This window comes from Lactiplantibacillus sp. DA1 (genome assembly GCF_032681335.1).
Taxonomy (GTDB): Bacteria; Bacillota; Bacilli; order Lactobacillales; family Lactobacillaceae; genus Lactiplantibacillus.
Window position 1 is genome coordinate 133771 of sequence record NZ_JAWHTQ010000004.1, and the last position, 24936, is coordinate 158706.

Annotated in this window: 19 protein-coding genes and 1 riboswitch; of the genes, 9 read left to right on the top strand and 10 right to left on the bottom strand. The window is 43.6% G+C overall.

All coding sequences use genetic code 11. From position 1 onward, the window contains the following. Positions 1-294: 294 nt before the first annotated feature. The gene (locus RXV91_RS07750; protein WP_316439403.1) at positions 295-936 is read right to left on the bottom strand and encodes a VTT domain-containing protein; all 642 of its coding nucleotides are present in this window, start codon (positions 934-936) and stop codon (positions 295-297) included. A gap of 717 nt (positions 937-1653) precedes the next feature. On the opposite strand from RXV91_RS07750, the gene RXV91_RS07755 reads away from it, so the two are divergent. The 3 genes from RXV91_RS07755 (at position 1654) to RXV91_RS07765 (ending at position 5216) form a co-directional block, all read left to right on the top strand. Beyond that, positions 1654-2649, top strand: coding sequence for a glycosyltransferase family 2 protein (locus RXV91_RS07755; RefSeq protein WP_316439404.1), 996 nt, complete (start codon positions 1654-1656; stop codon positions 2647-2649). Then, entirely contained in the window at positions 2646-4682 is a 2037-nt protein-coding gene (locus RXV91_RS07760) for a hypothetical protein (RefSeq protein ID WP_316439405.1), read from the top strand. Before RXV91_RS07755 ends, RXV91_RS07760 begins: the two co-directional genes overlap by 4 nt. A 120-nt stretch (positions 4683-4802) precedes the next feature. After that, positions 4803-5216: an NUDIX hydrolase gene (locus tag RXV91_RS07765; RefSeq protein ID WP_316439406.1), complete on the top strand. Its 414-nt coding sequence runs from the start codon at positions 4803-4805 to the stop codon at positions 5214-5216. An 81-nt stretch (positions 5217-5297) separates the two neighbouring features. Here RXV91_RS07765 and RXV91_RS07770 read toward each other — a convergent pair whose 3' ends face one another. Then, on the bottom strand, positions 5298-7847 hold the full coding sequence (locus tag RXV91_RS07770; protein ID WP_316439407.1) for a YfhO family protein: 2550 nt from the start codon (positions 7845-7847) through the stop codon (positions 5298-5300). Between the two features lie 228 nt (positions 7848-8075). Beyond that, positions 8076-8206, top strand: a riboswitch (FMN riboswitch). A 158-nt stretch (positions 8207-8364) separates the two neighbouring features. On the opposite strand from RXV91_RS07770, the gene ribD reads away from it, so the two are divergent. The 4 genes from ribD to ribH are packed head-to-tail and all read left to right on the top strand — an operon-like array spanning position 8365 to position 11715. Continuing rightward, positions 8365-9432: a bifunctional diaminohydroxyphosphoribosylaminopyrimidine deaminase/5-amino-6-(5-phosphoribosylamino)uracil reductase RibD gene (gene ribD, locus RXV91_RS07775; RefSeq protein WP_316439408.1), complete on the top strand. Its 1068-nt coding sequence runs from the start codon at positions 8365-8367 to the stop codon at positions 9430-9432. Further along, complete coding sequence (locus tag RXV91_RS07780) at positions 9433-10035, top strand: riboflavin synthase (RefSeq protein WP_316439409.1); 603 nt, start codon at positions 9433-9435, stop codon at positions 10033-10035. Position 10036: 1 nt separating this feature from the next. After that, complete coding sequence (gene ribA, locus RXV91_RS07785) at positions 10037-11248, top strand: GTP cyclohydrolase II (RefSeq protein ID WP_316439410.1); 1212 nt, start codon at positions 10037-10039, stop codon at positions 11246-11248. Next, entirely contained in the window at positions 11248-11715 is a 468-nt protein-coding gene (ribH, locus tag RXV91_RS07790; RefSeq protein ID WP_033610625.1) for a 6,7-dimethyl-8-ribityllumazine synthase, read from the top strand. The genes ribA and ribH overlap by 1 nt, the downstream gene beginning before the upstream one ends. A 154-nt stretch (positions 11716-11869) precedes the next feature. Here the strand turns inward: ribH and RXV91_RS07795 are convergent, their stop codons facing one another. Genes RXV91_RS07795 through RXV91_RS07815 form a run of 5 tightly spaced genes read right to left on the bottom strand, consistent with a single transcriptional unit; the run spans position 11870 to position 19777 of the window. Then, on the bottom strand, positions 11870-12955 hold the full coding sequence (locus RXV91_RS07795) for a family 20 glycosylhydrolase (RefSeq protein WP_316439411.1): 1086 nt from the start codon (positions 12953-12955) through the stop codon (positions 11870-11872). Positions 12956-12971: 16 nt separating this feature from the next. Beyond that, positions 12972-14837 (bottom strand): ABC transporter permease, encoded by a 1866-nt coding sequence (locus RXV91_RS07800; RefSeq protein WP_316439412.1) that lies wholly within the window; start codon positions 14835-14837, stop codon positions 12972-12974. Positions 14838-14859: 22 nt separating this feature from the next. Beyond that, positions 14860-16698 (bottom strand): ABC transporter permease, encoded by a 1839-nt coding sequence (locus RXV91_RS07805; RefSeq protein ID WP_316439413.1) that lies wholly within the window; start codon positions 16696-16698, stop codon positions 14860-14862. 15 nt (positions 16699-16713) lie between these two features. Next, on the bottom strand, positions 16714-18699 hold the full coding sequence (locus RXV91_RS07810; protein WP_316439414.1) for a glycosyltransferase family 2 protein: 1986 nt from the start codon (positions 18697-18699) through the stop codon (positions 16714-16716). After that, positions 18692-19777, bottom strand: coding sequence for a bifunctional glycosyltransferase family 2/GtrA family protein (locus RXV91_RS07815; protein WP_316439415.1), 1086 nt, complete (start codon positions 19775-19777; stop codon positions 18692-18694). The genes RXV91_RS07810 and RXV91_RS07815 overlap by 8 nt, the downstream gene beginning before the upstream one ends. Before the next feature lie 276 nt (positions 19778-20053). On the opposite strand from RXV91_RS07815, the gene RXV91_RS07820 reads away from it, so the two are divergent. Next, positions 20054-22030 carry a hypothetical protein gene (locus tag RXV91_RS07820; RefSeq protein ID WP_316439416.1) on the top strand — a complete coding sequence of 659 codons (1977 nt, stop codon included), beginning with the start codon at positions 20054-20056 and terminating at the stop codon, positions 22028-22030. Between the two features lie 77 nt (positions 22031-22107). Here the strand turns inward: RXV91_RS07820 and RXV91_RS07825 are convergent, their stop codons facing one another. Then, a complete protein-coding gene (locus RXV91_RS07825) occupies positions 22108-22668 on the bottom strand; it encodes a nucleotidyltransferase family protein (RefSeq protein WP_316439417.1) in 561 nt (186 codons plus the stop codon). A 180-nt stretch (positions 22669-22848) separates the two neighbouring features. Next, a complete protein-coding gene (locus tag RXV91_RS07830; protein WP_316439418.1) occupies positions 22849-23412 on the bottom strand; it encodes a hypothetical protein in 564 nt (187 codons plus the stop codon). 88 nt (positions 23413-23500) lie between these two features. Here RXV91_RS07830 and RXV91_RS07835 point away from each other — a divergent pair, with 88 nt between their 5' ends. After that, positions 23501-24142 carry a Crp/Fnr family transcriptional regulator gene (locus tag RXV91_RS07835; RefSeq protein ID WP_316439419.1) on the top strand — a complete coding sequence of 214 codons (642 nt, stop codon included), beginning with the start codon at positions 23501-23503 and terminating at the stop codon, positions 24140-24142. Positions 24143-24277: 135 nt separating this feature from the next. Here RXV91_RS07835 and RXV91_RS07840 read toward each other — a convergent pair whose 3' ends face one another. Then, positions 24278-24904, bottom strand: coding sequence for a TetR family transcriptional regulator (locus tag RXV91_RS07840; protein WP_316439420.1), 627 nt, complete (start codon positions 24902-24904; stop codon positions 24278-24280). Positions 24905-24936: the final 32 nt, after the last annotated feature.

Genomic DNA, 24936 nt, shown 5'->3' on the forward strand with positions numbered 1-24936 from the left:
TGCAAAAAAGAACTTAATTTTTTAAAAATTAAATAAATATTACATAGTGTGCTTCTGGTATTGTCTGATTAGGTCCGTTGTAGCGATGAGCTAGTCAAAATTAAACGATGTAACAAGAGTGGATATGATACAACTAATAGCATGGTATAGACTAATGAACCTATTTTGGTATAGAACAGGCAGCACATGTAAAAAGGCATTCCGACACGGAATGCCTTTTTACAATGATTAATGAATTAGAATGGTTGAAACTAAGTTATTTTAAGTAGCCTAACGTTTCAGAATAAGCCGTTTTTATGATTCGACTGAACGCCGTTTTAGTAAACCAATCCCAACAGGAGCCAAAGAAATTATGACGATTAACAGCATCATTAGTTCGAAATTTTGTTGTACAATGCTGATGTTACCGAAAAGAAAACCGGTACCGATTGCGATTGAAATCCAAGCAATACCACCTAGTAGATTATATCGGACAAAGGTGGGGTAATGCATTGCACTTATTCCCGCAGTAAATGGAATCAATGTCCGAATGATTGGTACAAAGCGCCCAAGGAAAATTGCAAGACTACCATGACGGGCAAAAAAGGTTTGTGATTCTTGGAGGTACTTTGGCTTGATCCAACGACTGAGACGCGGACTGCTTAAGACATGAGTGCCAAAACGCTTGCCAATTTCAAAGTTACAGCTATCGCCGAGCACGGCTGCAGCAATTAGGGTACTAGTCAGAACCCAGAAATTGAGTGGGTGGGTTGGCAAGGCTGCCAAGGATCCGCAGAGAAAGAGGATGGAATCCCCGGGTAAAAACGGGAAAATAACGAGGCCAGTCTCAATAAAAATAATGAGAAATAGACCACCGTAGATCCATTGGCCCATACTATTAATAAGCTGCGGCAATACAGTATTGAGATGGAACAGAATTGTCATGATTAATGTCATATTAATTACCTCACTTTCCTTATTATCATATCGAATCGTTGGGAAGCCTACCCCTTAGACTAATTGAAAACCTCCTGAATAATTCTCAGAAATAGTAATAATTTTGATTTATAGCAGTTGCGATTTGCTGGCGGATAAATGACTGCAAAAAAATTCTAGTGAGGAGAATGGATTCGAAATTATGGTTGAGAGTGGTGCGGTTATTCATTAATTTAGTGTTGTAATCGTAAGAGCAGATAAAATTGTTGGCAATTTTTGTTTTAATCAGCGCTAACACTAACGATTCTTTTAAGTATTAAAGTTAATTATGAGTTCGGACAATTGGTTAATGATCTCCGTCAAAACTGTTGATTTGTTTGAACTGCGAGGAAGATATTGGTACTATCAATTTAATCATTAGATCGCTCAATTACTAACCATTGTTTGAGCTAATCGTATGTTGATGAACCTAAAATGATTATTAACCGATAAATTGAAAAGGATTAGATTTTGACATTGTTTGTTCGGGTTTTTAGCAGATTTTTCAAGTCATCATAGGTGCAAGTATATGGGGAGACTGTAAGATAACCAAGTAGTATTAATGAAAATAAGCTGAATTTTTTTCAGATGTTGTTTCATTGAAGCAACTACTGTTGAGATTAAGCGATGACTATACTGAATAACGAGTATTAAATATCTTATTTTGTGAAATTATTTGAACCACATGGGGGAATTAGCATGCAAAATCCACGGTTAACCATTATTGTGCCTTGCTACAATGAAGAAGCGATGTTACCTAAGTCTGCGCAAGTCTTGGATGGTATCTTGACGAAGTTGATTCAGCACAAACAGGTCAGTGAAGAGAGTAAGTTATTATTTGTTGACGATGGTAGTCAAGATAAGACTTGGAAACTGATTAAGTCGTTGGAAAAACAGTACTCAACCGTGACGGGTCTTAAGTTTAGTCGTAATTTCGGTCACCAAAACGCGTTGATGGCTGGGATGCAGGTCGCCAGTCCGACTGCTGAGATGGTCATTACGATTGATGCTGATTTGCAAGATGATCCACAGGTGATCCCAGAAATGGTGGCACGCTATCGTGCTGGTAGTGATATTGTATTAGGTGTCCGCAATGATCGTAGTAGTGATTCAGCTTTCAAACGATGGACCGCGGACGGCTTTTATCGGCTAATGAAGCGTATTGGTGTGCAATTAGTACCTAATCACGCCGATTTTCGATTGCTAAGTCAACGGGCAGTTCAGGCACTGTTAACCTATGAGGAAACCAATTTATTCTTGCGTGGAATCGTACCACGACTAGGTTTTCCAACAACTAAACTTTATTATCATCGCCAACCACGTTTTGCGGGTGTTTCAAAGTATCCATTACGTAAGATGGTGGCTTTTGCTTTTGATGGGATTACGTCATTTTCAATCGCACCAATTAAAGTAATTTTATTGTTCGGCATGGTGATTAGTGGCGGTAGCTTGATGATGATGCTATATGCGTTAATACAAGGATTACTAGGGACCGCAACGAGTGGCTGGTCCTCACTCATGACAAGTCTATGGTTTTTAGGTGGGATGCAATTGATTGGTATTAGTATTGTTGGCGAGTATGTAGGAAAAATTTTTGCGGAAGTCAAGCACCGGCCCCGCTATATTATTGAAACGGATGATTATACAGCAACTCAACAGCCAGCTATTGTAAATTCGCAACGGGTGCACGGATGAAGGCCGTGGTTAAGAGCGTCAATTGGCTGGCGGCCGCGGTATTGGTCGTCGCAGTCGGTATGGCGTGGTTGCAACCGATTCACTTCTTCGGCAACCCGGACTGGGCGTCACCGATCGTTCAATTAGCCATGGTTCTGGGATTATTGGTCATGACGATGGCTGGCCGGCAGGTGCTCAAACAGTTATCATCTCGTCAGTATCGTTGGCTGTTGATTGGGCTGGTCGGCTTAATCGCCATCGTGCAAATGCTGATTGCCACTAGTTTTGTGGACGTGGCGCGGGCCGACCCGTTTTTCGTTCGGCAGCAGGCACTGTTATTAGCGCGGGGCAGCCATCATTGGCAACATTATTTTATGATTTATCCCAATAATGTGAATTTTACGTTATTAGTTGCGAATCTGCTCAAGCCATTATTGAAACTGACGCAGACGCCCTGGGTATTATTAAATGTCATCCGATTTATCTGGATCGATACCGGACTAATCAGTGGGTTATATTTACTAAACCGTTGGCGTTACTGGCAACCGGGGGCGGTCTCATTTAGTTTGTTGTGGCTCGTCAGTGTTCCCGTGGCCGCATTTGGACTATTTGCATACACGGACGCCCTCGTTTTGCCACTACTTCCAGACAGCTTGGCCTTGCTCACACTCGGACTAAGCTTAACCGGCTGGCGTCGTTGGGGCGTTTTGATTGGTGATGGGTTATTGGTGGCCGTGGGCGTGGTGATGAAGACTAATCTAATTGTGCTCTGGCTCACTCTCGTATTGATGGGAGTCATCTTGTGGAGGCAACGACAATTCAGTGGTCGGCAAATGTTAGGCTGGCTCGTCAGTTTAGTGATGACACTCGGGGTGATGGTTGCGGTGATGCGGACTGCCCAACAGCAAGCGAGTTATACGCGCCAAGCTGATGCCGCCTTACCGGCAACCAGCTGGATTGCGATGAGCTTGAACCCTCAAAGCTCGGGTGAGTACCGACATGACGATTTTGCGCGCGTTAACCAGATGCCAACTGCGGCGGCCAAGCGACAACAGACCCAGCAAATGATTCAACAGCGGTTACATCAGATGGGTGTTACGGGGACCCTCGTACATTTACTCAAAAAGATGCGGGTCTTCTGGGCGACTGGCGATTTTGATAGCTTTAAGTTGACCACCCAGTGGATTCGTGCGCCCCGCTGGTATTTGAATCATCAGCGCCAGCTTCAATTCTGGCTGGTTCTAATGACGCAAACGATTTATTTAACGATGTTAGTGCAAGCAATCGTGGCTTTGATGAAGCGGCGCGAGTGGATTGTGACGTTCGTTGCTCTGGCAATTCTCGGTTTAACGGCTTTTCATGTCGGACTTTGGGAAGTAGAAGGGCGCTATGCGTTGCCACTATTACCGGGATTGATGTTCCTCAGTATTGTGGGTGGCCGTGAGTTACCGGTGTGGCACCTTAACCGAGTAATGCGGCGCCAACTGACGTGGTTGGTCGTCGTATTGGCGGCAATCAGTGTGGTCAGTTTGTGGCAGACGAGTCAGGCGACGCGGATTACTGATGTAGTACGTGGCAATCAGGGCAATGGGCGTTATGTTGTGTCCACGGTTCAAAAAATTAGACCGGGTCATACTGTTACTACGCCGTTAGCCGTTAGTGGTAAGAGTAATGTTTTACGATTGAAGCCAGTTGCGACGCATGGGCGCGTAACAATTACCTTGACTAAGGGGGCGCATATTGTCAAACGGTGGCGGGGCTCGGCAAATGAGCTGACCACTTTGAATTATCCATTGATAGCGGCGGGTAAACTACGATTAGCGATTAAAAACACTGGTCAGACGTCCGTCCAGTACGGTGTCATGGCGGCCAATTACAGTCCGTTAACAGGCCGGGTGACGGCTAAGCGGCACGCGTACTTACAAGTCGTGATAAAACAGCATTTTATTAAGCCGCACGCGCTAACGACGGGTGCCGCCAGTCTAACAGTTGTCGGCTGTGTGGCGCTGGCGACTATTTTGTCGTTAAGTCGGTTACGGCCAGAAACTGAATAATGAAACTTGAATTGAAAGTCTTAATAACTGGTGTTGCCAGTGTTAAGACTTTTTATTTGTGGTTAAACGAAATATAATAGCTGTTAATTCGTACGACTTATCAAGGTGAGGTGAATTCAAATGGTTCAAATTATTGCGCATACTTTAGTGACTGCTGGGCACGACGTTTTAATTTTAAAACGCAATCAGTTCGAGCGTGGGCGGCCGAATGTTGATGCCAGCTATTGGGATCTGCCCGGTGGGTGTGCATTAGCTAATGAATTACCGCAAGTAGCGGCCAAACGCGAGTGTTGGGAAGAGACTGGTTTGAAAGTTCAAACTGAGCGCGTTATTTGGGAAGATGCCACCTTTGACAAGGCTAAAAATCAGGTGTACACGCGTTTAGTGTATAGCACACAGGCATTCGTTACTAGACCGGCAATCAGCTTAGATTTTACTGAACATATGGCCTTTCTTTGGATGAAACCTGAATTAATTTTGACTAATATAAGAATTGTGTCCTATCTAAGACCGATATTAACGCGACTGGTTTAGCAGTTATGGCGACCGTTAAAACAACAATCGGGCTGCCTAGCAGAATAGCTTGGCAGTCCGATTATTTTGATTGACACGATTCTAATGGTGGCGATATCGCTGACGCCAAAGGATGAAGCTAAGTCCACTTATGATGGAAATCAGTAGTCCGCCCAGCAATCCCGGAACGTGGTAAGTTAGCTGAATCTGATTCTTACCGGACTGAATCGGTAGGGCTAACATCCCGCCAATGACCGTTTTAGGAGTAACTTTGACACCGTTGACCGTTGCGCGCCACCCCTTATCGGCTGGAATAGCAACGTAGAGCCATTTTTGCTTGGAGCGATTGGTGACTTGACCACTGACCACAGTATGAATACCCGAGACGTGGTAAGTCGGTGTAAAGCGCGTGGATAGCAGTTGCTGTTTGATGTGGTTGAACCGGGCTTGATCCAGGCTGGCGATGTGGACATGGGTGCCAAGCGTTGGTTGGGTACGTTTGACCGTTAACGTGACGACAGTGCCTTTGTCAAAATAACCTAGCGATTGGAGCACTAACTCACCGTTGGCATTGAACTTAGTCGGGACTAAGTGGCCGTTGACTCGCATCGTGGTGTACTTTGTTTGACGATTTGTGTCGTTATAATACAGCGTCCCGGTGCGCGTCATCCTTAATTTAACCGTATGCAAATACGGATAGCGTTTGGCCTGTGAATCTTGGACGACGTGATCTGAGAGTGTCGTGGCGTTACCGAAATAGGCGCGATTCGAAGGCTGCAAACTTTGTAAGAGGCGTTCTTGATTGATGATGGCACTATTCTGACGAAGTTTTAATTGGCTAAACGCGGTTGGCACGGCAAAACCTAACCCATTCTGACTGCGAAGCTGAATTGTGGATTGACCAACGGCGTTTAATTGTACAGCGTATTTTACATCTAAGAGTAAATCAGTGACCGGATTTAGGCCTTCTGAACTGACACGCCGAGCGTTTTTAGAAAATAGTCCAAGTGATTTCAACATGAGCCGTGTTTGGTTTGCAAAAGTTGAACTGTAATAGGTAATATCGTGAAAGTTAAATAGCATCGGGTCGTTGTAATTACGATACTTGCTATCATAATTGTAGGCCTGATTGATTAGCGTATTTTGATTTTCAACGCGATATAATTGGCCATCAGGATCGTTGACGGCTTGCATTTGCCGGTATTCAGTCTGATAGGCGGTTACGAATTTGGACTGATTGCCAAGTGGTGACTTCGCCATCATGAGAGTACTGTTAGTCCCTAATTCTAAGGCGACGATACCTGCCAAGCTGAGCGTTTGCCACCGCTTAGCCGTTGCGAATAAGGCAATTGCGGTTAAGATGACAGCGACTAAGCTGAGCGCCAGCGTTGAAGTTGTTAAGGGGTGCTTAGCAGTTCGTTGGGCGAACCAGCCTAATATCAGCGCACTGACCATGAGTGTCGGTAACAACCATTGCCAGCGCAAGGCAATCCGCCGGGGGCCTGCTAACCAGGCTTCAAAAGCGATCATAATCAAGACAAAGCTAAAGAAAAAGGCATTGCGGTATGGAAAACCAGCTGGCGTTTGAAACATGTGCCAAACCGTATCTAAGGTACGAATGTCCATACTCAAGAAGAGTGCAAGTAATAGTCCAAAGCCATGCCATTTGTGAGCTTTAGTCAAGTTGGGCTGCACCCAGAAACTTAGGGCCAGCAAGACGACCAGACTACTGCTGAAAACGGTCGGTGCGTGTGCGAGCCGAGTCGTAAAATTGGCGGCACCTAGGCCAAATTGGCTCAAAACAGCTAAGCCGAATTGTGGTACTGGTAAGTAGCTCGATAATTTGACCGCAGATTTAGCCGTGGTCAGCATGCCTAAACCAGTGGGAATCAGGACAAACATCGTGCTTAATCCACTGAGTAGCATGGTGACCACGACGCGCCGAATTAACGAAAATTGATGACGAATGGTTTGCCAAAAACTGTCCTGAGGGTGTTTGCGTTCAAATAGTTGATAAATAAAATAGTAAATCACAAATAGGCAAGTCATATAGCCTAAGTAGTAATTGGTGACGATACTGACCCATAGCCAGCCGAAAAAGTGCCCGGGATGACCAGTTGCAATTAAGTGGTCGAGTCCTTGAATGACCAGTGGTAACCAAATTAATGCATCCAACCACATGATCGTAAAATAGTTGAGGGCAACGAAGCCAGAGAGGCTGAAAGCAACACCGAAAATGGCAGTCGACCACCGCTTTGTGTGAAAATGCGTTTGTAAAAAAGCCGTCATAGTGACCGCAATCAAGCTGATTTTTAACATGATGAGTAGACTAAGTCCGGTTGGCAAATTGGCCGCCGGAAACAACAACATCAAAATGTTAAATGGGCTTAATAAATAGTAAGCAATCGTGGGTAGCGCGTTACCGCCTAATGACTGTGAAAATGAATATAATTGAAAACTATGGGTTAAAACGGCATGCCGATACGCAGTGAAAAATGATAAGTATTGGCCACCCATATCACTAATTAATAAGTTATGGTTACCGAAGGGCGTGATTCCCCGAATTGCGAAGACAATCCCCATGATAGCAAAGGCCAGTAATCCAGCTGTCACTGCCACTTGCCAGCGCCTTGTTTGATAATTAGGCCACATTTTATTCAACTCCGATATTATGAATGATTTCATTGTACCGTACTGAAACTTGAAAACTAGTTAAGAAAAGCGAACAATTTTCTGAAAAAAGTTAAGAATTAGTGTTAGTAATTATCATTTTTATTAAAGTTTGTAAGCAGTTTAACACAGCAGTTAATGGGGTTGAAATAAAATGACTGTTTGACAATTAATTAAGAAAGTGGTTTTATTAAGACTGAAAACTGAATACGATTTCTTCGGGGCAGGGTGCAATTCCCGACCGACGGTAACAACGTAAGTTGAAGTCCGTGACCCGCGTGAGCGGTGGACCCAGTGCAAGTCTGGGACCGACAGTATAGTCTGGATGGGAGAAGAAAATTATTGCTTGAATTTTACTAGGCAGTAGTGGCTATTGGCGACCTTTAAGTAGGTTTATTTAGCTGGATCCTACTGGTGAAATCTATTTGGCGAACACTTCACACCCGATTATCGATGATTTGATAATTGGGTGTTTTTTTATCTTGTTGGAGGTGAACCAATGTTAACTGATTTTATGCAAATGGCTGTCGATCAAGCCAAATTGGCGGGGGTGGCGACGTACCAAAACCCCCAGGTCGGTGCGGTATTAGTCAAAGACGGCCACGTGTTAGCTCAAGGTTATCATCATTATTTTGGCGGTGACCATGCTGAGGTGGATGTGTTGCGGCAGGCCACACCAGAACAGGCGCGTGGGGCCACGTTATTTGTCACACTGGAACCTTGTTCACACTATGGGAAGACGCCGCCGTGTAGTGCGCGAATCGTCGCGGCTGGAATTCGGCAAGTCGTGATTGGTCAATTAGATCCCCATCCAATCGTGGGTGGTAAGGGACGTCAGTATCTTTTGAACCACGGAGTTGATGTGGTGACGGGCTGTTTAACGGACAAAGTTCGCGCGTTGAACCCCCACTACAATCATTTTTATGTGCAGCAGCGGCCATGGATCACCCTGAAAATGGCGATAACGCTTGATGGCAAAATTAATACTGAAACGCCGACTCGGACGCTGGTTTCCAATCATGCTAGTTATATCGATAGTCAGTGCTTACGGTCACAGTTTCAAGCGATTCTGATTGGTGAACGGACGCTAACGATTGATGATCCGCAATTAACCGTCCGACTGACGGCAATGGTGCAGCCACCGGTTCGATTGGTGGTGTTGAATGCGAGTACCGTGGCGTTAAACCACCGGCTTGTTCAGGACGATCAGGCACCAACCTGGTTACTTTGTCGTCAGGCTGCGGCTAGTGACGACCAACTTCGAAACAGTCCTAATGTACACGTCCTGATTGGCAACTGGACACCCGCTGCAATCGGCCAACTATGTGTCGAACAAGGCTGGCAGTCACTCTTAGTTGAAGGTGGGGCTCATCTGCAAGCTGAATTTGTTGCGGCTGAATTGATTGACGAATGGGTCAGCTACATCGCACCAATGATGATTGGTGGGACGGGTTTGCCAGCCGTCACCGGGGCCGCTGCGATGACGCCGTTGGCATTTGAACAACCAACGGTAACTTGTTTAGGGACGAATATCCGGCTACGGGCCGTTCGAAAGGAAGTTAAGTAAATGTTTTCTGGAATTATTCAAACCAAGGGCCGCATCAGCCAAGTGCACCAACAAGGGTTGGAAATGACCCTTACGATTACTGCACCGTCGCTGATGACCCCGAGCCTTAAGATTGGTGACAGTATTGCGGTGAACGGTATTTGTTTAACGGTAACGACCCGACAAGCGGATGCTTTCAGTGTAGTGGTGATGCCTGAAACGATGCGTCGAACGAACTTAATGACGCTGGTGGTTGGTTCACAAGTGAATTTGGAACGGGCCTTGCAAGTTAACGATCATTTAGATGGTCATATTGTTCAGGGACATATTGACTACTGCGGTCGGGTGCAACAGCGTATTCCCGATGCGCACGCACTTCGCTTGCTGATTAGTTTACCAACAGCGTATCGAGCGCTAGTCGTGACTAAGGGGTCGATTACCATCGATGGGGTTAGTTTGACGGTCGTGACCGCCACGGATACGGCGTTTGAAGTGGATTTAATTCCACATTCGCAAGTGGTCACGACGTTAAGCGATTTGCAAGTTGGCGATGTGGTCAATGTTGAAACGGATATTTTGGGCAAGTACTTAGCCCGACAATTAGCTTTAGAGGGGAGCCATTAAGATGGATACAATGAAAAAAGTGGAGCAGGCACTAGCTGCTTTGAAACGTGGTGAATTAATTATCGTTGCGGATGATGAGACACGGGAAGCGGAAGGTGACATGGTTGGTTTAGCTGCTAAAGCAACCACTGCGACAGTGAATCGGATGATTACATCAGCGCGGGGACTGCTCTGCGTTCCGATGGCACCAAGTATCGCCAGTAGACTGCATTTGACGCCGATGACTAGTGAACACGATGCGTTTGGGACGGCATTTACAGTTTCAACGGATCACCAGACGACGTCCACGGGAATCTCGGCAGCCGATCGGGCGACCACGATTCAAGCGTTAGCCGATCCAGATAGCAAAGCCACTGATTTTTACCATCCCGGGCATGTATTTCCGCTGATTGCACGGTCTGGTGGTTTGTTAGCTCGACGGGGGCATACTGAGGCGGCAGTAACGTTGGCTCAACTGGCAGGCGGGACCCCTGCGGCCTATATTTGTGAAGTAATCAAAAAGAATGGTTTAATGGCTCGTCGTCGTGATCTGAAAGCTTTGGCAGAGGGGCTACAGTTGCCACTGATCACCATTGAAGATATTACCACTTATGTTATCCAGACGGGGGCTCTTCAGTTAACAACGACACCAACTGTTAAGTTACCAACTGAGGACGGCCAATTTGTAATGACTGGTTTTGAAGTTCCTGGTCATGAAGCGTTACCAGTGGTACTACAGACTGGTGATATCAGTGGTGATGAACCAGTGTTGGTACGGTTACATTCGGAGTGTTTTACAGGCGACGTTTTAGGATCGCAACGGTGTGACTGTGGGGAACAATTACATGGCGCGCTTCAAAAAATTGGTCAGGCTCAGCGTGGCATTTTCCTCTATTTACGGCAAGAAGGTCGTGGAATTGGTCTAGCTAATAAATTGGCGGCTTACGCATTACAAGAACAGGGTGTTGATACGTATGATGCAAACGTGCAGTTAGGCTTTCGGCCTGATGAGCGGCGTTATGATATTGCGGCGTTAATTTTGCGACAAATGGGTGTTAGTCGGGTACGGTTGCTCACTAATAATCCCGATAAGGTTGATCAATTGCGTGCAGCCGGTATTGACGTGGTCGAACGGGTGCCGTTAGAAGTTCCGGCAAATCAGTATGATCAGGCTTATTTAAAGACGAAACGTGATCGGTTTCATCATCAACTCACACTTAGGGAGGCCAACTAATGACTACTTTTAATGGTAAAATCGGCGGTAATGAGTTCAAAGTCGGGATTGTCGTGGCCCGCTTCAATGCGTTTGTGACGCAGCAATTACTAGCTGGGGCGCAAGCAAGCTTGGAACAGCACGGCGTTAACGCGAAAGATATTGATGTGGCCTGGGTGCCAGGTGCGTTTGAGATACCATTGACGGTTCAAAAAATGATTGCAACCAAGCGCTATGACGGCGTGATTGCACTTGGCGCAGTTATCCGCGGAGCAACTGCCCACTTTGACTATGTCTGTAGCGGCGTAACGACGGGGGTGATGACCGTTAGTTTAGCAACTGATACCCCAGTGATGTTCGGTGTTTTAACGACTGATACGATCGAACAAGCAATGGACCGCGCTGGTTTTAAGAGTGGCAATAAGGGGGCTGATTGTGCGGTCAGCTTGTTAGAAACACTGGACGTGCAGCGGTCATTGGAAGCTTAAAGAATGCGAGTTAAGTGATTATCAGGGTCATGATGGCCGCCAACTGGCAGTTTAACGCAAAATAGCGCGACTAGTCTCGATCGTTGGTACGACGAGGACTAATTGTGTTATTTTTATTGTATAGGTCGATCTCTCGAGAAAACGTCACTAAACGTTAAAATGACCGTGGAATCGTCATGCATTTAATGAAATTGACAATGGCAGTTGGCGTAACACGCTCTGAATCGGCCCCCCACAAGCTAACTAAGATACCGTTAGTTGTGACGCCATCTTCAATGGTCCAATCCTGATTATGCCCATTGGTGTCAATTTCGTTAAAGATATTCGGGCGAAAGGTGTGATTAAGATAATTAATAAAGTAATTGTCATCATTGACATTACCAATATTTTTGATTTGATAATAGGTCGCATAACTATTACAGTTCACGATTGAATGCCCAGAGGCCAAAATGTCGGGAACGGATACACGGTTGGCATAGCGGTCGGCAATGATAGCCGCATCGGTATTGTTACCAGATTGTGACCAGTAATTGATTGTAATGTTTGAATCCAGACGATTGAGTTCATTTTTTAATAGCGAATCATTCCAAATACTAGTGTTGAAGCCGTTTTGATTTTGAAATCGACTGACCTGATTGATAAAGGTGGTCAGTTCGATATAGGCGCTAGCGCTGCCAGGAACCTCATCAGCGCCGAGCATCAAATCGTGCTGGCTTTGATTGTTAAAACTAGCATCGAGCTCGCCATAAAGTGTGGTAGCGAGATTGACTGCTGCCGGTTTAGTATAGTCGATGGTTTCGTCATCCAACTTAACGGTATTGTAAATATCGGGATGAGTTTGTTGCAATTGGCGTAAAATGGCTCCCGCGTGCGAGGGAAGGTCAACATCAGGAACTAGTTCAATGTTCAACTGATTGGCATAAGCAACTAGCTGTTCTAAAGTCGTCGCCGATAATATGGTCGCAGATGCGGTATTACCTAAATAAGTCGATTGAAAGCATAGATGTTCGTTATCTGATAAGTGTAGTTCGACGTATTGCATGTGTTGTTCGGCAGCAGTACTAATGACGGCTTTAATTGCAGTTTCATCTAACGGATGGCGGCCTAAATCTAACATGACCCCTTGACTAGTATTCAATGTTGATGAATTGGCAGTTGCCGTACGGGGCTGGCTGAAGCAAAGAAGAATCAGCGGGCTAATAAATATTAATAGTTGTGTAAAGTAATGTCGGTACTTCATAAAATAACCGCCTCGATTATTGATAAGGTAGCGTTTGTTGATACTGAATCTGAATTAAACGACCTGGAGTAATGCGGTAAAAACCCGTGCGAATGTGTTGATGATAAGCTCGACGAATACCGCGGGTGAAGCTACGATCATATTTGGGAATCACCACGTAGTCATACTGGGACAACTTTTTACGGAACGTGTGAACTGATTTACTAAAGCGAGCTTGACCGCTGGCATTGTTAGTGAAAAAATAATAATTTGCTAAGTAGCCCGCGTAATAGGTGGCAACCTCGACTTTTTGGGGGTCAACAATCAGAAGCTTGGTGTTATTGGGCTTGGTCCACGGTCGGGCTACATCAGTCAGGGTAACTGGCAGTGAATGCCGATTATAGTGATTCGTGAACGTTGTCCCATTGATTTCAGAGTACATCATAATAATGGCGAAAAACATCACTAAAAACGTCGCGAGCTGATAGCCATTCTTAGTCCAAATCGAGCGAAACGTCCGTGGGCTTCGGTCTGCCAAGTTTTGCTCATAAAGTGTCTCGTCAATGACACGAACCAGAACCATCATACCAATAAATAAGTTTAAAATGACGACGGTCGACATGTACCGTTCAAAACCATCTAAGGTAATTGCTTCGGCGTAAGGCATGGACAGAACGTACATACCTAATAAACTACCATAATATAATCCGGTAATTAGATCGAGCACGCCTAAAAATTTGACTAATGGATTGGGGTGGTGGCAGCCATACTTAATGATTGCCCATGCACTGATCAAACCAATGTTTAGTACTAAAAGTCCCTGTGTTGATAAGGAGGTCCAATTGAAAATTTGTTGCAAGAAAGCCTGACCAATCTTTAAGAATCCACTGATACCATCATGGGCAAGTTGATTTTGATAGGCAGTGGCGCTGATTTCATGTTTGGAAGTTGTAAATGTTGAGTGAACATGGATTTCCCACCAAATAAACGGCAGGATTGCGACGAACAGTGTTCCTAAAAACTGACCCGTGATTGTTAAAATCTGCCGAAACCAGTGCTTGTGTACCCGTTGCTGGGTCATTGTGACTAGGTAGTCGATGGCCAAAATGGCAACGAAGAAAGCTGCTGAATTTTTGACGAGTAGTAAGGTGCCACAAAACAAAGCCACGTGCGCTGCCAACATTTTTGGCCGGCATCGGTAGGTAAAAATACCCACAATACCAGCAACCGTCAAAATGGCCAGAACGTAATCAACCAATAGATTATTAAGACGAATATTAATATTAAAGACATATGAAATGGCGATCGTTAAACATAGTAGCATTGAGTTTAGGCCCCTAGTACGGTCACGTAGGGTGGCGAACACGGCGTAACTCGCTGCCCAAATCAAGATAAATTGACCGACGAGCATCGTCCCGGCACTGAACCCAGTAAAGGTTACCAGTTGCGTGAGCCAGAGTGCCGTTGCGGGTGGGTAGGAGTTGAATGAAATAATTGTATCGGTGGCTCCTGGTAAGTGTCCAGTATATGTCAAGAATTTGACGATGATTGCCCAGTGCGAAAAGTTGTCATAATGAATGAGCGGACTCTTGAAGAGTACGATGGCCATTACAATTCCTAAAAAAATCATCCAAATATCAAAGAGATGGATACCTTCATAATGAATGCTAACTTTACCTAAGTAACCAAGTATGAGGCGAAGCAATAAGAGGATAACGCCCAAACTGGTAACAACCCAGATTCCAAGTCGTAAGAGTTTGACCATCGCAAAGCCATACAATAACATGATCTGGACTAAAGTACCGGTGATCCAAGTTAAGTAAGGATTGACGTGGCAAAGACGGAGAGTGCTACTATAACCGACTAATGCTAAACTAAAGAAAATGAAGCCGAAGATTGCCAAAATAAAACCTACTTTCGTATTTTTAGTGCATGCGAATTAACCGCTTCTTCGTGACTTTAAAGAGTCCGGTCACCACGTGTTGATGGAAGACTTTCTTAGTCAGCACCGTGAAAGTTCGGTGGGTCTCTGGGATTGCAACGTACTGGTAACTTTCAATCGTTTGTTTGAAGACTTTAGGGGTCATCATGAAGTTTTCTTGGCCGACAGCTTTATCGGTGAAATACCAGTAACGTCCCACATAACCGGCATAGTAGTCATTGACATCTACAACCTCGGGATCAACGATGAGGACTTTACGATGATTTAAGTGGTGCCATTGTTTAGAGACGCGGGTCATCTGAAGCGGTAACGTATTATGATTCATTTCATTAGTAAATTTAGTTCCTGTAATCTCTGAATACATCATAGTAATGGCAAAGAAGCCGGTAACCAATGTCGCCATTTGGTAAATATTTTTAGTTGTGGCACTCTTAAAGGCTTGTGTGTTGCGTTTTTGAAAATTCTGCTCAAATTGTTGACGATCAAGAACACGGACTAATGCAATGGCACCGATAAATAGATTCAGGATAACAATACTGGCCATATAGCGTTCGAAGCCATCAAGTAAAATGGCTTCAGCATAAGGCATGGATAAGATGTACATACCAAATAAGCTACCGTAATAAACAATGAAAATAAGGTCTAGTAGTAGGGCCATTCCTAGCAAGTTATTACGCTGGTGTTGGCGAAGGCGAATAAATAGCCACGTTAAAATCAAAACAATGTTGATCAGTAGAATTCCTTTAGTTGAAAGCGAGTTCAAACTGAAAATTTGTGTTAAGAACTTGTGCCCAATTTTGAGTAAGGCTTGCTGGCTTTCACCATGTAATTGTTTGGCATAGGCCTGGGTACTGATTTGATGCTTAGAAACGGTAAATGTGTGTTTAACATGCCATTCCCACCAGATGAATGGTAAAACGCCCGTGCCCAATGTGACGGCAAATTGAACGGGAACGGTGAGCAGTCGCCGCCATTGCCAGTGATGATTGGTGATTAGGGTGTACAAGAAATACCCACCAATCATGATGACGAAGAACGTGGCCGAATTTTTAACAAGTAGCAGGGCTGCGATAAAAATTGCAACGTGGGAACACAATAAGATGGGGCGCTGGCGATAGACGAAGATGCCAACCAGTGCTGCAATCGTGATGATGGGTAGGACGTAATCGACCAACAGGTTATTGAGACGAATCGCGACATTGAAAACGAATGAAATCGCTAACGTAAAACATAATGCAAAACTTGTTAAAGCACGGGAGCGGTCTCGGAGACCAGCAAAAATGGCATAAGCGGCACCCCAAATTAAGATAAATTGGGCAACCAGCATAGCTCCGTCGCTAAAACCAATCCAATGAACAAACTGGGTGATAAAAAGGGCTGTTGCTGGCGGATAGGATGTAAATGAAATTAAGTGGTCACTAGTGCCAGGTAGACGGCCAGTGAAAACCATGAACTTAACCATGACCGCCCAGTGAGAAAAGTTATCGTAGTGTACGAGGGGGCTGTGCCACAGTGTCTGACCGGTCGCAATACCCAGGCCAATCATCCAAAAGTCAAATAAATGAATTCCTTCAAACCTTAATTGTGCTCGCCGTAGAAAACTTAAGCCCAGCCAAAGTAGTGCCAAGCCAATTCCTAAGTAAGTTACAATTTGAATCCCAATCGTTAACCACCCCATCATGGCGAAACCATATAAGATTAAAATCTGGACTAGCATCGCAGTAATCCACGCTAAGTACGGACTGACACCGAGACGTCGTAGTGTCCCATTGTAACCTAATAAGCCAATGGCATATAAAATAAGCCCAATCCAAGCAGACATTCTGATTGATTCCTCCTAAAAGCGGTTAAACCGTCGACTGAGTTTACGTTCATAGGTACGTGCGCGCACTACTAAGTTCATGTAGAGCTCGTCAAACGGGGTGACCCAAGTATCTTGAACACTAGGCAGTGTTTTGTTAGCACCATCGTAAATTAATTGTAAATAATGATCCCGATTTTTACCAGGAGCCACGGTCACTTGGACACTGTAGATAGTCGTATTATCTCGATGACTGATGCGGGCAACTTTACCACTTAGTTGGACATCAAAATCTTGATGTTTAACCGTTAATTTGATTGTGTCGCCTTCCGCAATAGCTTTAACGGGGCTATCGGTGGTTTGAAATGCAACCCCGCCTTCAGAAACATCTTCTGTCAAGATGGGATGCCATTGACCGTCACTCGATTGAACGGAACCAGTTACTTGACGAATAAAACGTTCGTTTTTGCGGTAAACGGGGCGCCCCATGGAAATAAATAAACACATGCTGAGATTAACAAAGTGCATTAAAAGCCAGAAGGTTATCACGCTACCAACCAAAATTTCGGAACCATATTTACCATAATTGAACTTAACAATGGCGACTAAGGTGATGGTCCATAATGTTAGGTACGGTAAGATGTACAATTTATCTTTAAGTGAGTAAGTCACGTTCTTGGCCGTGACCTTGAATTTTTTGGCTTTAATACCAAGACTTTCAAGAATGACAGGAATAAATAGGTATGGTGCGAAAAAAGTCTCTTGAACTTCACCCCAGCGTTCGTTACGAATCTTAGCTGTGTCACCCATACCAGAAGTGTCACCCATGACATAGTGTAATAGGAAGTAACCGGGTGCCCAAATTACCATTAAGATCCAAAAATTGGCATTCACAACTTGAATTTTAAATAACGCATATAAGATAGGTGCAATCATATAAATCATTCGACGGAAAAAAGCCCACCAATAAAAGTAAGTGTTGAGCAGAATAATCCGATTGATAAATGATAGGTGCCGATTGGTGAAAATGTGCAAGTTGCGACAGCTCTGAATAACGCCCCGAGCCCACCGTGTCCGTTGCTTGATGACGCCTTTCATATCAATTGGCGTGATCCCACTGGACTGTGGAATCTTGGTGGCTAGACTGATATAACCAGCCATGTTCAACATGGTTCCTAGCTCGAAATCTTCGGTGATTGTATCAGTGGGGAAACCACCGACTTCATCTACAGCTTGGCGCAGAAAGACGGCGTTGGAACCAGTAAAAAGTGCGCGCTGATTACCACCATTTAAAATATTAACGTCGCGTGAGAAAAAGTCCTGTTCGTTTGGAATAATCTTCTCAGAAAATAAATTAAATTGAAAAATGTCCGCGTTGTAAAAGCTTTGTGGGGTTTGAACAAAACCTAGGGGATCGGTATGGTCAGGATCGTCCATTAGCTGCTGGAAATTTTCTGTAAATAACGGTACCGTGTTACGTAGAAACCCCGAGAACGGAATCATGTCGGTATCAAAGATAGCAAACAGTGGTGAGTGCAATTTTGCCAACGTGTGGTTAATATTACCGGATTTGGCCTGCTGGTTATTTTCCATCCCAGAATAACCAACGTGATAGTGCTTCGCGAGCGCCATAACCTCAGGACGGTTCCCGTCATCTGCTACGACGATGTGAACCTTACTTTTATCGGGGTAGTCGATATAAGTCGCGGCATTGATGGTCTTTCGCAATAAATCAACGTCTTCATTATGTGTAACGATGATTAGATCAACATCTGGGAGTGGCTGACTAGTGGAGTAGTCTGGAATGACTAAATTCCATTTTTTCTTAGTTGACAACATACGAAAGAAAATTAGAATAAAGCCGGTCAGATTCGAGAGAATCTCACTAATCACGAGTAACAGGGCGAAAATCAATGTAAAAATATTAGCCTGCCATGGGATAGTAAAGAAAATTCGCCATAATAAATAAATAATCGATAGCGCAATAGCTAGAAAATAAAGAAAACGCCGTTTATTAGACATGTTGAGGCCTCTCTTTAAAGATGAAATCTCGTTGAATCTGATAGCTAATCATAAATAAGATAAAATCAACAATCATTTTGGCAATGGTCGGCATGAGTTGACCATTTGATGCTGGTAATATCGCAGTTAAGGCATTTGTTAAAAAACCAGATGCGAACATTTGCACGATAAATAAACAAACATATTTGATAAATGTTTGGTGGCCAGCTCGGTTAAAGACTACGTGATGATTGATGGCGTAGTTAACAATCGAAGAAAGCACTCGCGACATTACTGTGGCTATTAGGATACTGTTTAAGATATGGTTGCCTATTAAGAATAGGACAATATAAAACAAGCTGATATCAATAGCAAAGGAAATCAATCCACTGGCCGCAAACTTAAAGAAGCGGGCATAGATCGCAATTGAATCACGAATGACCCGAAAGTGTGAAGATGAATTGCCATCGAGATAAATTGTCGGAATTGGCTGTTCGACAACTTGAATACGGTATTTTTTTGCCTGGAGGAGCATATCGAATTCAAACTCAAAACGGTCTCCAGGAAATTGAATCAGGGTTGCAAGGTATCTCATGGGAATAATGCGTAGTCCTGTTTGGGTGTCAGAGATGTTCTGGTGAGTTAGCAGTCGTACCAAGCTACTCGTCAGTACGTTTCCAAACTGACTACGAAACGGAATCTTATTAGTAAAGTGTCGGACACCAATCACGAGTCGTTGCGGGTTATCGGTGAATTTATTCAGACAACTATTAAGTGCTGCGATGGTGTGTTGCCCATCAGCGTCCATCGTGGCAACACCAGCCAACATTGGGAAGTGAGCTTGAACATAACTAAAACCAGTCTTTAAAGCGGCACCCTTACCACGATTGGTTGAATGGTGGAGGATGGTTAAATTTGCTAGTGGCAGTGACGCTAGCTGGGTGAAGATTGACTGATGAGCGCAATCACTACCGTCATCCACGATAATTAATTCTTTTATATTTGCCATCAAAGTGGGCGCGTTAATAAAATCCCGAATTAAAGCAATAAGCTTGTCATCTGGATTGAGCGCCGGAATGATAATTCCAATTTGTAACATGATTCCTCCGTTAATTGAATGCTGATTGATTAAGTTTATATATTTTAACTTATCATATTATCAACGAGAAGTATATACTGTTGATAACGACTCTTGTTAATTGCGAATGGTAGTAACTATAAAATATTGGATGAGAGATGCTCGGTGTTTTACGTGGACAAGCCATTTAGCTAAAAATAGTTCCGACTGCATCGCACCAAACTATACTACTATACATGGAAATTTATATATAACATTATTAATTATAATAATATTATTTTTTTGGAGGACGTTTTGATGAATAAACTTCTGCGTTTGTTTGGAATTATGCTCGTTTTGATAACGGTCGTTAGTATTGGAGGAAGGAGAGCATCACAGCCGGTATCTGCTGATGCACTACGATATTCAACTAGTGAAGTAAATATCGATCAATGGATGCCGGATGAAAATTTACAGAAAGTTGTTTTTTCAGCACTACATGATTTGGGGCAATCGATTAATACAAAGGGTGGCTATGAGACAACCAGTGTAAGTCAATTAAAGCCAGAAATGTTGGCAGATTTACGCTATTTACACGTGGATACTACGGATATTAGTGATTTGGATGGATTACAGTATGCTACGGGATTGATACAAGCAGACTTTAGTAATAATACAATTGTTAAATTGCCGAGCCAAATGCCAGGTGGTGACAATCTGTATTCTCTGAACATTGGTAATTATGCGTTGAAGACCAGTAGCCCAGATTGGGTATTATCATCAAAAGTCAATTTTAAAAATATAACGATCACGTATACAGATTTAAATTATGGCTTTGCGGGACAAAGTATCAGTGGGACTTATAGACCATCTGAGGAGCTAGTTAACTATAGCAATGATAAGAAAAGAGCCACTATACAATTTAGTGACATCTTTAAGGGATTTAAACAGACTGATGGCAAATACAAAGTGGTGAAACCAATCATAAGTATCAAATATTCTAGTACTGATAATTTAACCCCAGTAGTTAATTCCGATGATCAAGTGATTGAATTAGATTTGAGCAAGGTAACACCGGCAACAAGTGTTCAGATCCAATTTACAGTGAGCGCTTCAGATAATGGTGCTTCTTATTCGACTTGGGACACGCTTAATTTTAAGGTGCCAGAAAATGATGGAGCCATCACTGATCCAGTAGCATCCATTGATCCCAGTCAAATCAATGACATTACGCCTTTGAGCAAGAACAATACGAATGTAGTAGCTAGTAAAGTGGATGCGTTAAATAATTTTATGGTTAATACCATGATGACGGATACCGGTATCTATTCTGGGTATATGACACAAGCACAGAAAGATAGTGCTAATACTAATAACGAGATGTTTAATCAGATTACTGAATCTGCAGGATTATACCTTGAAACATTAGCAATGCGTGGTGACGCAACTGTATTTGATAATTATTATACACAAGTAAAAAAAACTTTTTCAAACGGTGATGGGGTGTTTTACTGGATGTATAATTCCCGAACCCGAACTTACAAGCAAGGAAATGCATCACTAGATGATCTTAGAATTATACGGGCATTGACCATGATGCAAGCACAGTCACCGTCGACAGCCCGAGCATCAGAAATTAAGGAATTAGTTGCAGGATTTAAAAAATATTCATTATTAGATGGAAAAATGATTGACGGTACTAGTTTTACGGATGGCACTAAAGAGCCAGCGATCCGCCTCGATTACCTGGACATGCAGGAACTGAAATATATTTATGGAGAAGGTGGCTGGAGTCAAAAAGATTATAATGATCAGTTGAAAATATTAGAAGATGCGTATTTGGGTGATAATTTTCCTTGGTACCAAACTTATTACTATTATGGTGATATGAATGGTTATAAAGCTGGTCAATACTCGACATTACCGGAATCTAAGGGTGAGGTTAATTCAATTGACAGCTTACTAGTTATTTTGCATTTAGCTCAAATTGGAGAAGCTCAACCAGCAAGTATTAGTTGGATTAAGAGTCATGTCCATAGTCGCACCTTATATAATAATTATTATACTGATGGAACTCCTGTTGAGAAAAATTCGGCTGCTTCATCATATGCGATTGCGGCCATGATTGCGTCAACGATTGGAGACAAAGATATGTATAATGATTGTGTCCAGGATTTAAATGATTCACAAGTTCCTGCCGGATATGGTGATTTTTCGGGATGCCTCGGGGATATTCCAAGTAAACAGTCGGCTACTTATAATAATTTGACCGGTTTATTGGCTTATCATTATTAGACAAGGCAAACATAAATTGCAAACTTGAACTGAATTTACAAGGTAATTCATACTTGTCTTACGAGATGATCGGCGATTTAAATAGCGTCTATTTGTAGCAAGGGCCATTGGTGCTGCCATTGTTTTTGAGCCATTCGTCGTTGATAGACTGCTAGATGCTTGGAATCTTGGCAATAATAGGGGATCGGTCGACAACGAAAGTTTACTAAGTCATCCACGCCGTGTGGAGCGATCAATTGGACTTGATTCCCATCTAAGAAAGCACCAATACAAGTTGGTGTTTCGACAAAGTGGCCAATTGCATCCGTGACGGAAGTGAATTCAGGATTATCAGCAAAATTGTAATGGGCCATGTAGACTTCGTTTTTCACTTGCCACTGATACTCAGGGGCTTTACTAGTGAGGTGTTGGTAGATCTGTAAATCATCACTGGCTGGTCGTTCGGGATCAAAAAAGACGACGTCAATATCACTGCCGAGTTGTACTGGCTGCCCGCTAAGCACTTGCCAAACCGTATTGCGAATGCTACCGGCTGCCAATGCGCCTTGCTTTAGATGGCAGTCTTGAATTAGATGAAGAATGGTCATTAAAGCGGGAGTCGTTTGAATAATATGAATAATCTGTTGTTCGTTAGTCATGAAAAAGACCTCATTTTTATTTTATTATTCAAAATAGCTTACCACATTAATGATGTTAGTCACCGGCAATTATGAATTTAATTTGGTTTAACAAAATACTAAGACCGAGGGTAACCATCTAATTAATACTTGTCCTCGGTCTTAGTATTTGTTGTGATTTTGAGTGAAAGGTCGTCACGCTTAGTCTTCCGCAACTTCAATCTTACCGACTGCGATTGGTAAAGTCACGTGAGCATCATACCTGCCTACGTGACCAGCGACTGATGCAGGCAAGGGCAGATCCTGTGGGACGCCATGAATATAAATAACCCGATTGTCTAGTTCCAAGTCGTCGGTCCCAAATATTTCTTTGAATTTAGCCTGTAGGTCGGCTAAGGGCACATCGATTTCATAAGCGAAGTGGCCCTGCGCGTCGGCAACTGGGTAATTATCATTTGGGACGTCCATATGATGGGGCGCATTATCAAATGGGACCATCGTCGTTCCAGAAACGGGTTCAGTTTCAGGCAAGTCTACAAAGCCGTCGTGATTGACATCTTGGGCCATAGTAGCAATCTGTGCCGCTTTGCCATCTGGAAAGCCGTGGAAATGTTCCCAGTGTTGCGTGTTGGCCGGGGTATCGAACATTTCAATGGTGACGTGTAATTGGTTACCAGTTTCAGTGAAAGTCGCTGTGCCGTGGGAGGCAGTACCGATTCCTTCGGCGTTCAGCGGGACGATGTTAGCAACGTATTTTTTAGTCATGAATAATTCCTCCAGTTCTTCATTATATGGTCAGTATATGCTAGTCTAATCATATAAAAATTGACATAGATCAAGAAAAGGAGAAATTATGCATTCAAAAATGGATTGTGTGAGTCGTTCACCATTATTTTCACCGCTAGCGCCAGCGGTGAAAGCCAAATTAATCACGGTGACCCATCACCGGAAGTTTTATCAAAAAGGGCAGTTGATTCGTCAGCCACTCGACCATCAGGAAGGCATGCTCATCTTAGATGAGGGAACGGCTAAAATTTATGCCTTAGCTGCTAATGGTAAGGAGAAAATTATTGAGTTGTTGCGTAGTGGTGATGTCGTCGGACAACACTGGCTATTTGCACCGCATGAGAATCAGGGATTTATTCAAGCCACGAGTGATGCGTGGGTCTGTTCCATTCAATATGATGATTTTCAGCGGTTATTAGGTGAATCAGCCAGCTTGTCGTTAGCAATGATTAATAATTTTGGCAACCAATTGATTGAAGCTGAGAAAAATCGAACTCGCCGTGATCTGTTAGATGCCAAAGAACGCTTGATGGCGTATTTGCGAGATTGTGCCGTTGAATCCGGACAAGTCGAGTTTGAATTGTCGTTGAAGAAGAAGGAATTGGCGAATATTTTGGGGATTACTCCCGAAACCCTGAGTCGTCAGTTCAGACAATTGGCGGCTGAAGGGCAGATTATCGTCAATAAGCGCCAGATTACAATTTGTTAGACGGGTAAAGGGGGGCGTCGCCTGGTTTTGGCTAGTTAAGGGTGACGCTGGTTCAATATTAAAAATAAAGTCTGATTTCCAGCGTAGTATGGGCTAGAAAATCAGACTTTATTTGACTTGTGAGGAAGCCGTTCCTTAATGATGAAAATGCCGGTTAGCAACACCACTTGCGCGCAATGCTGGCAAAACGACTTGATCAATGAGATTGGTGAGTTGCTGATCAGTGTTCATCGGTTGGTTGATGATGTCGCAGTACCGTAATTGTTGAAACAATACTAATTGTGCGGCTTGGTTAGGCCAAATCTGAAGTTCACCGTGGTTTTGTGCATTCGTCAGAAGTGGCTCGATCAAGGTCAAGTTGGCATGATCAATTTGAGTCACTAACTGCGTGAGATCGCGCTGATTCTGCGCGTTCAAGGCTGTGGCAAACAATAGCCGAAAATAGCGGAAGGGCCCCGTACTAGTTTGTTGGATAAAGCGTTGCGCTAACAGAATGAGATCGGTACGAAGACCGCCAGTATCTAATGGCGTGGTCGTAAGTGCAATGGGAGTCTTTTGTATTTGATGAATAATAGTATGAAAGATGAGGTCAAAGGTCGAATCCCAGTAGCGATAAAGAACACTGCGGCTGGTAGCGGCCGCAGTGGCTACTCGTGAAAAAGTGACTTGGTCGAGGCCGTATTGACTAAGCAGGGTATAGGTGGTGTCATAAATCGCGTTTTCCAGTCGGTTGCCACGTCGACGTTGATTGAGTTGGGTCACAAAAAGATCTCCTAATTGGTTTTAGAAACAGT

What these genes read in the sequence shown, in the direction of transcription:
- RXV91_RS07750 (WP_316439403.1), bottom strand. Translation starts at nt 936, where the DNA reads ATGACATTAATCATGACAATTCTGTTCCATCTCAATACTGTATTGCCG.
- RXV91_RS07755 (WP_316439404.1), top strand. Translation starts at nt 1,654, where the DNA reads ATGCAAAATCCACGGTTAACCATTATTGTGCCTTGCTACAATGAAGAA.
- RXV91_RS07760 (WP_316439405.1), top strand. Translation starts at nt 2,646, where the DNA reads ATGAAGGCCGTGGTTAAGAGCGTCAATTGGCTGGCGGCCGCGGTATTG.
- RXV91_RS07765 (WP_316439406.1), top strand. Translation starts at nt 4,803, where the DNA reads ATGGTTCAAATTATTGCGCATACTTTAGTGACTGCTGGGCACGACGTT.
- RXV91_RS07770 (WP_316439407.1), bottom strand. Translation starts at nt 7,847, where the DNA reads ATGTGGCCTAATTATCAAACAAGGCGCTGGCAAGTGGCAGTGACAGCT.
- ribD (WP_316439408.1), top strand. Translation starts at nt 8,365, where the DNA reads ATGTTAACTGATTTTATGCAAATGGCTGTCGATCAAGCCAAATTGGCG.
- RXV91_RS07780 (WP_316439409.1), top strand. Translation starts at nt 9,433, where the DNA reads ATGTTTTCTGGAATTATTCAAACCAAGGGCCGCATCAGCCAAGTGCAC.
- ribA (WP_316439410.1), top strand. Translation starts at nt 10,037, where the DNA reads ATGGATACAATGAAAAAAGTGGAGCAGGCACTAGCTGCTTTGAAACGT.
- ribH (WP_033610625.1), top strand. Translation starts at nt 11,248, where the DNA reads ATGACTACTTTTAATGGTAAAATCGGCGGTAATGAGTTCAAAGTCGGG.
- RXV91_RS07795 (WP_316439411.1), bottom strand. Translation starts at nt 12,955, where the DNA reads ATGAAGTACCGACATTACTTTACACAACTATTAATATTTATTAGCCCG.
- RXV91_RS07805 (WP_316439413.1), bottom strand. Translation starts at nt 16,698, where the DNA reads ATGTCTGCTTGGATTGGGCTTATTTTATATGCCATTGGCTTATTAGGT.
- RXV91_RS07810 (WP_316439414.1), bottom strand. Translation starts at nt 18,699, where the DNA reads ATGTCTAATAAACGGCGTTTTCTTTATTTTCTAGCTATTGCGCTATCG.
- RXV91_RS07815 (WP_316439415.1), bottom strand. Translation starts at nt 19,777, where the DNA reads ATGTTACAAATTGGAATTATCATTCCGGCGCTCAATCCAGATGACAAG.
- RXV91_RS07820 (WP_316439416.1), top strand. Translation starts at nt 20,054, where the DNA reads ATGAATAAACTTCTGCGTTTGTTTGGAATTATGCTCGTTTTGATAACG.
- RXV91_RS07825 (WP_316439417.1), bottom strand. Translation starts at nt 22,668, where the DNA reads ATGACTAACGAACAACAGATTATTCATATTATTCAAACGACTCCCGCT.
- RXV91_RS07830 (WP_316439418.1), bottom strand. Translation starts at nt 23,412, where the DNA reads ATGACTAAAAAATACGTTGCTAACATCGTCCCGCTGAACGCCGAAGGA.
- RXV91_RS07835 (WP_316439419.1), top strand. Translation starts at nt 23,501, where the DNA reads ATGCATTCAAAAATGGATTGTGTGAGTCGTTCACCATTATTTTCACCG.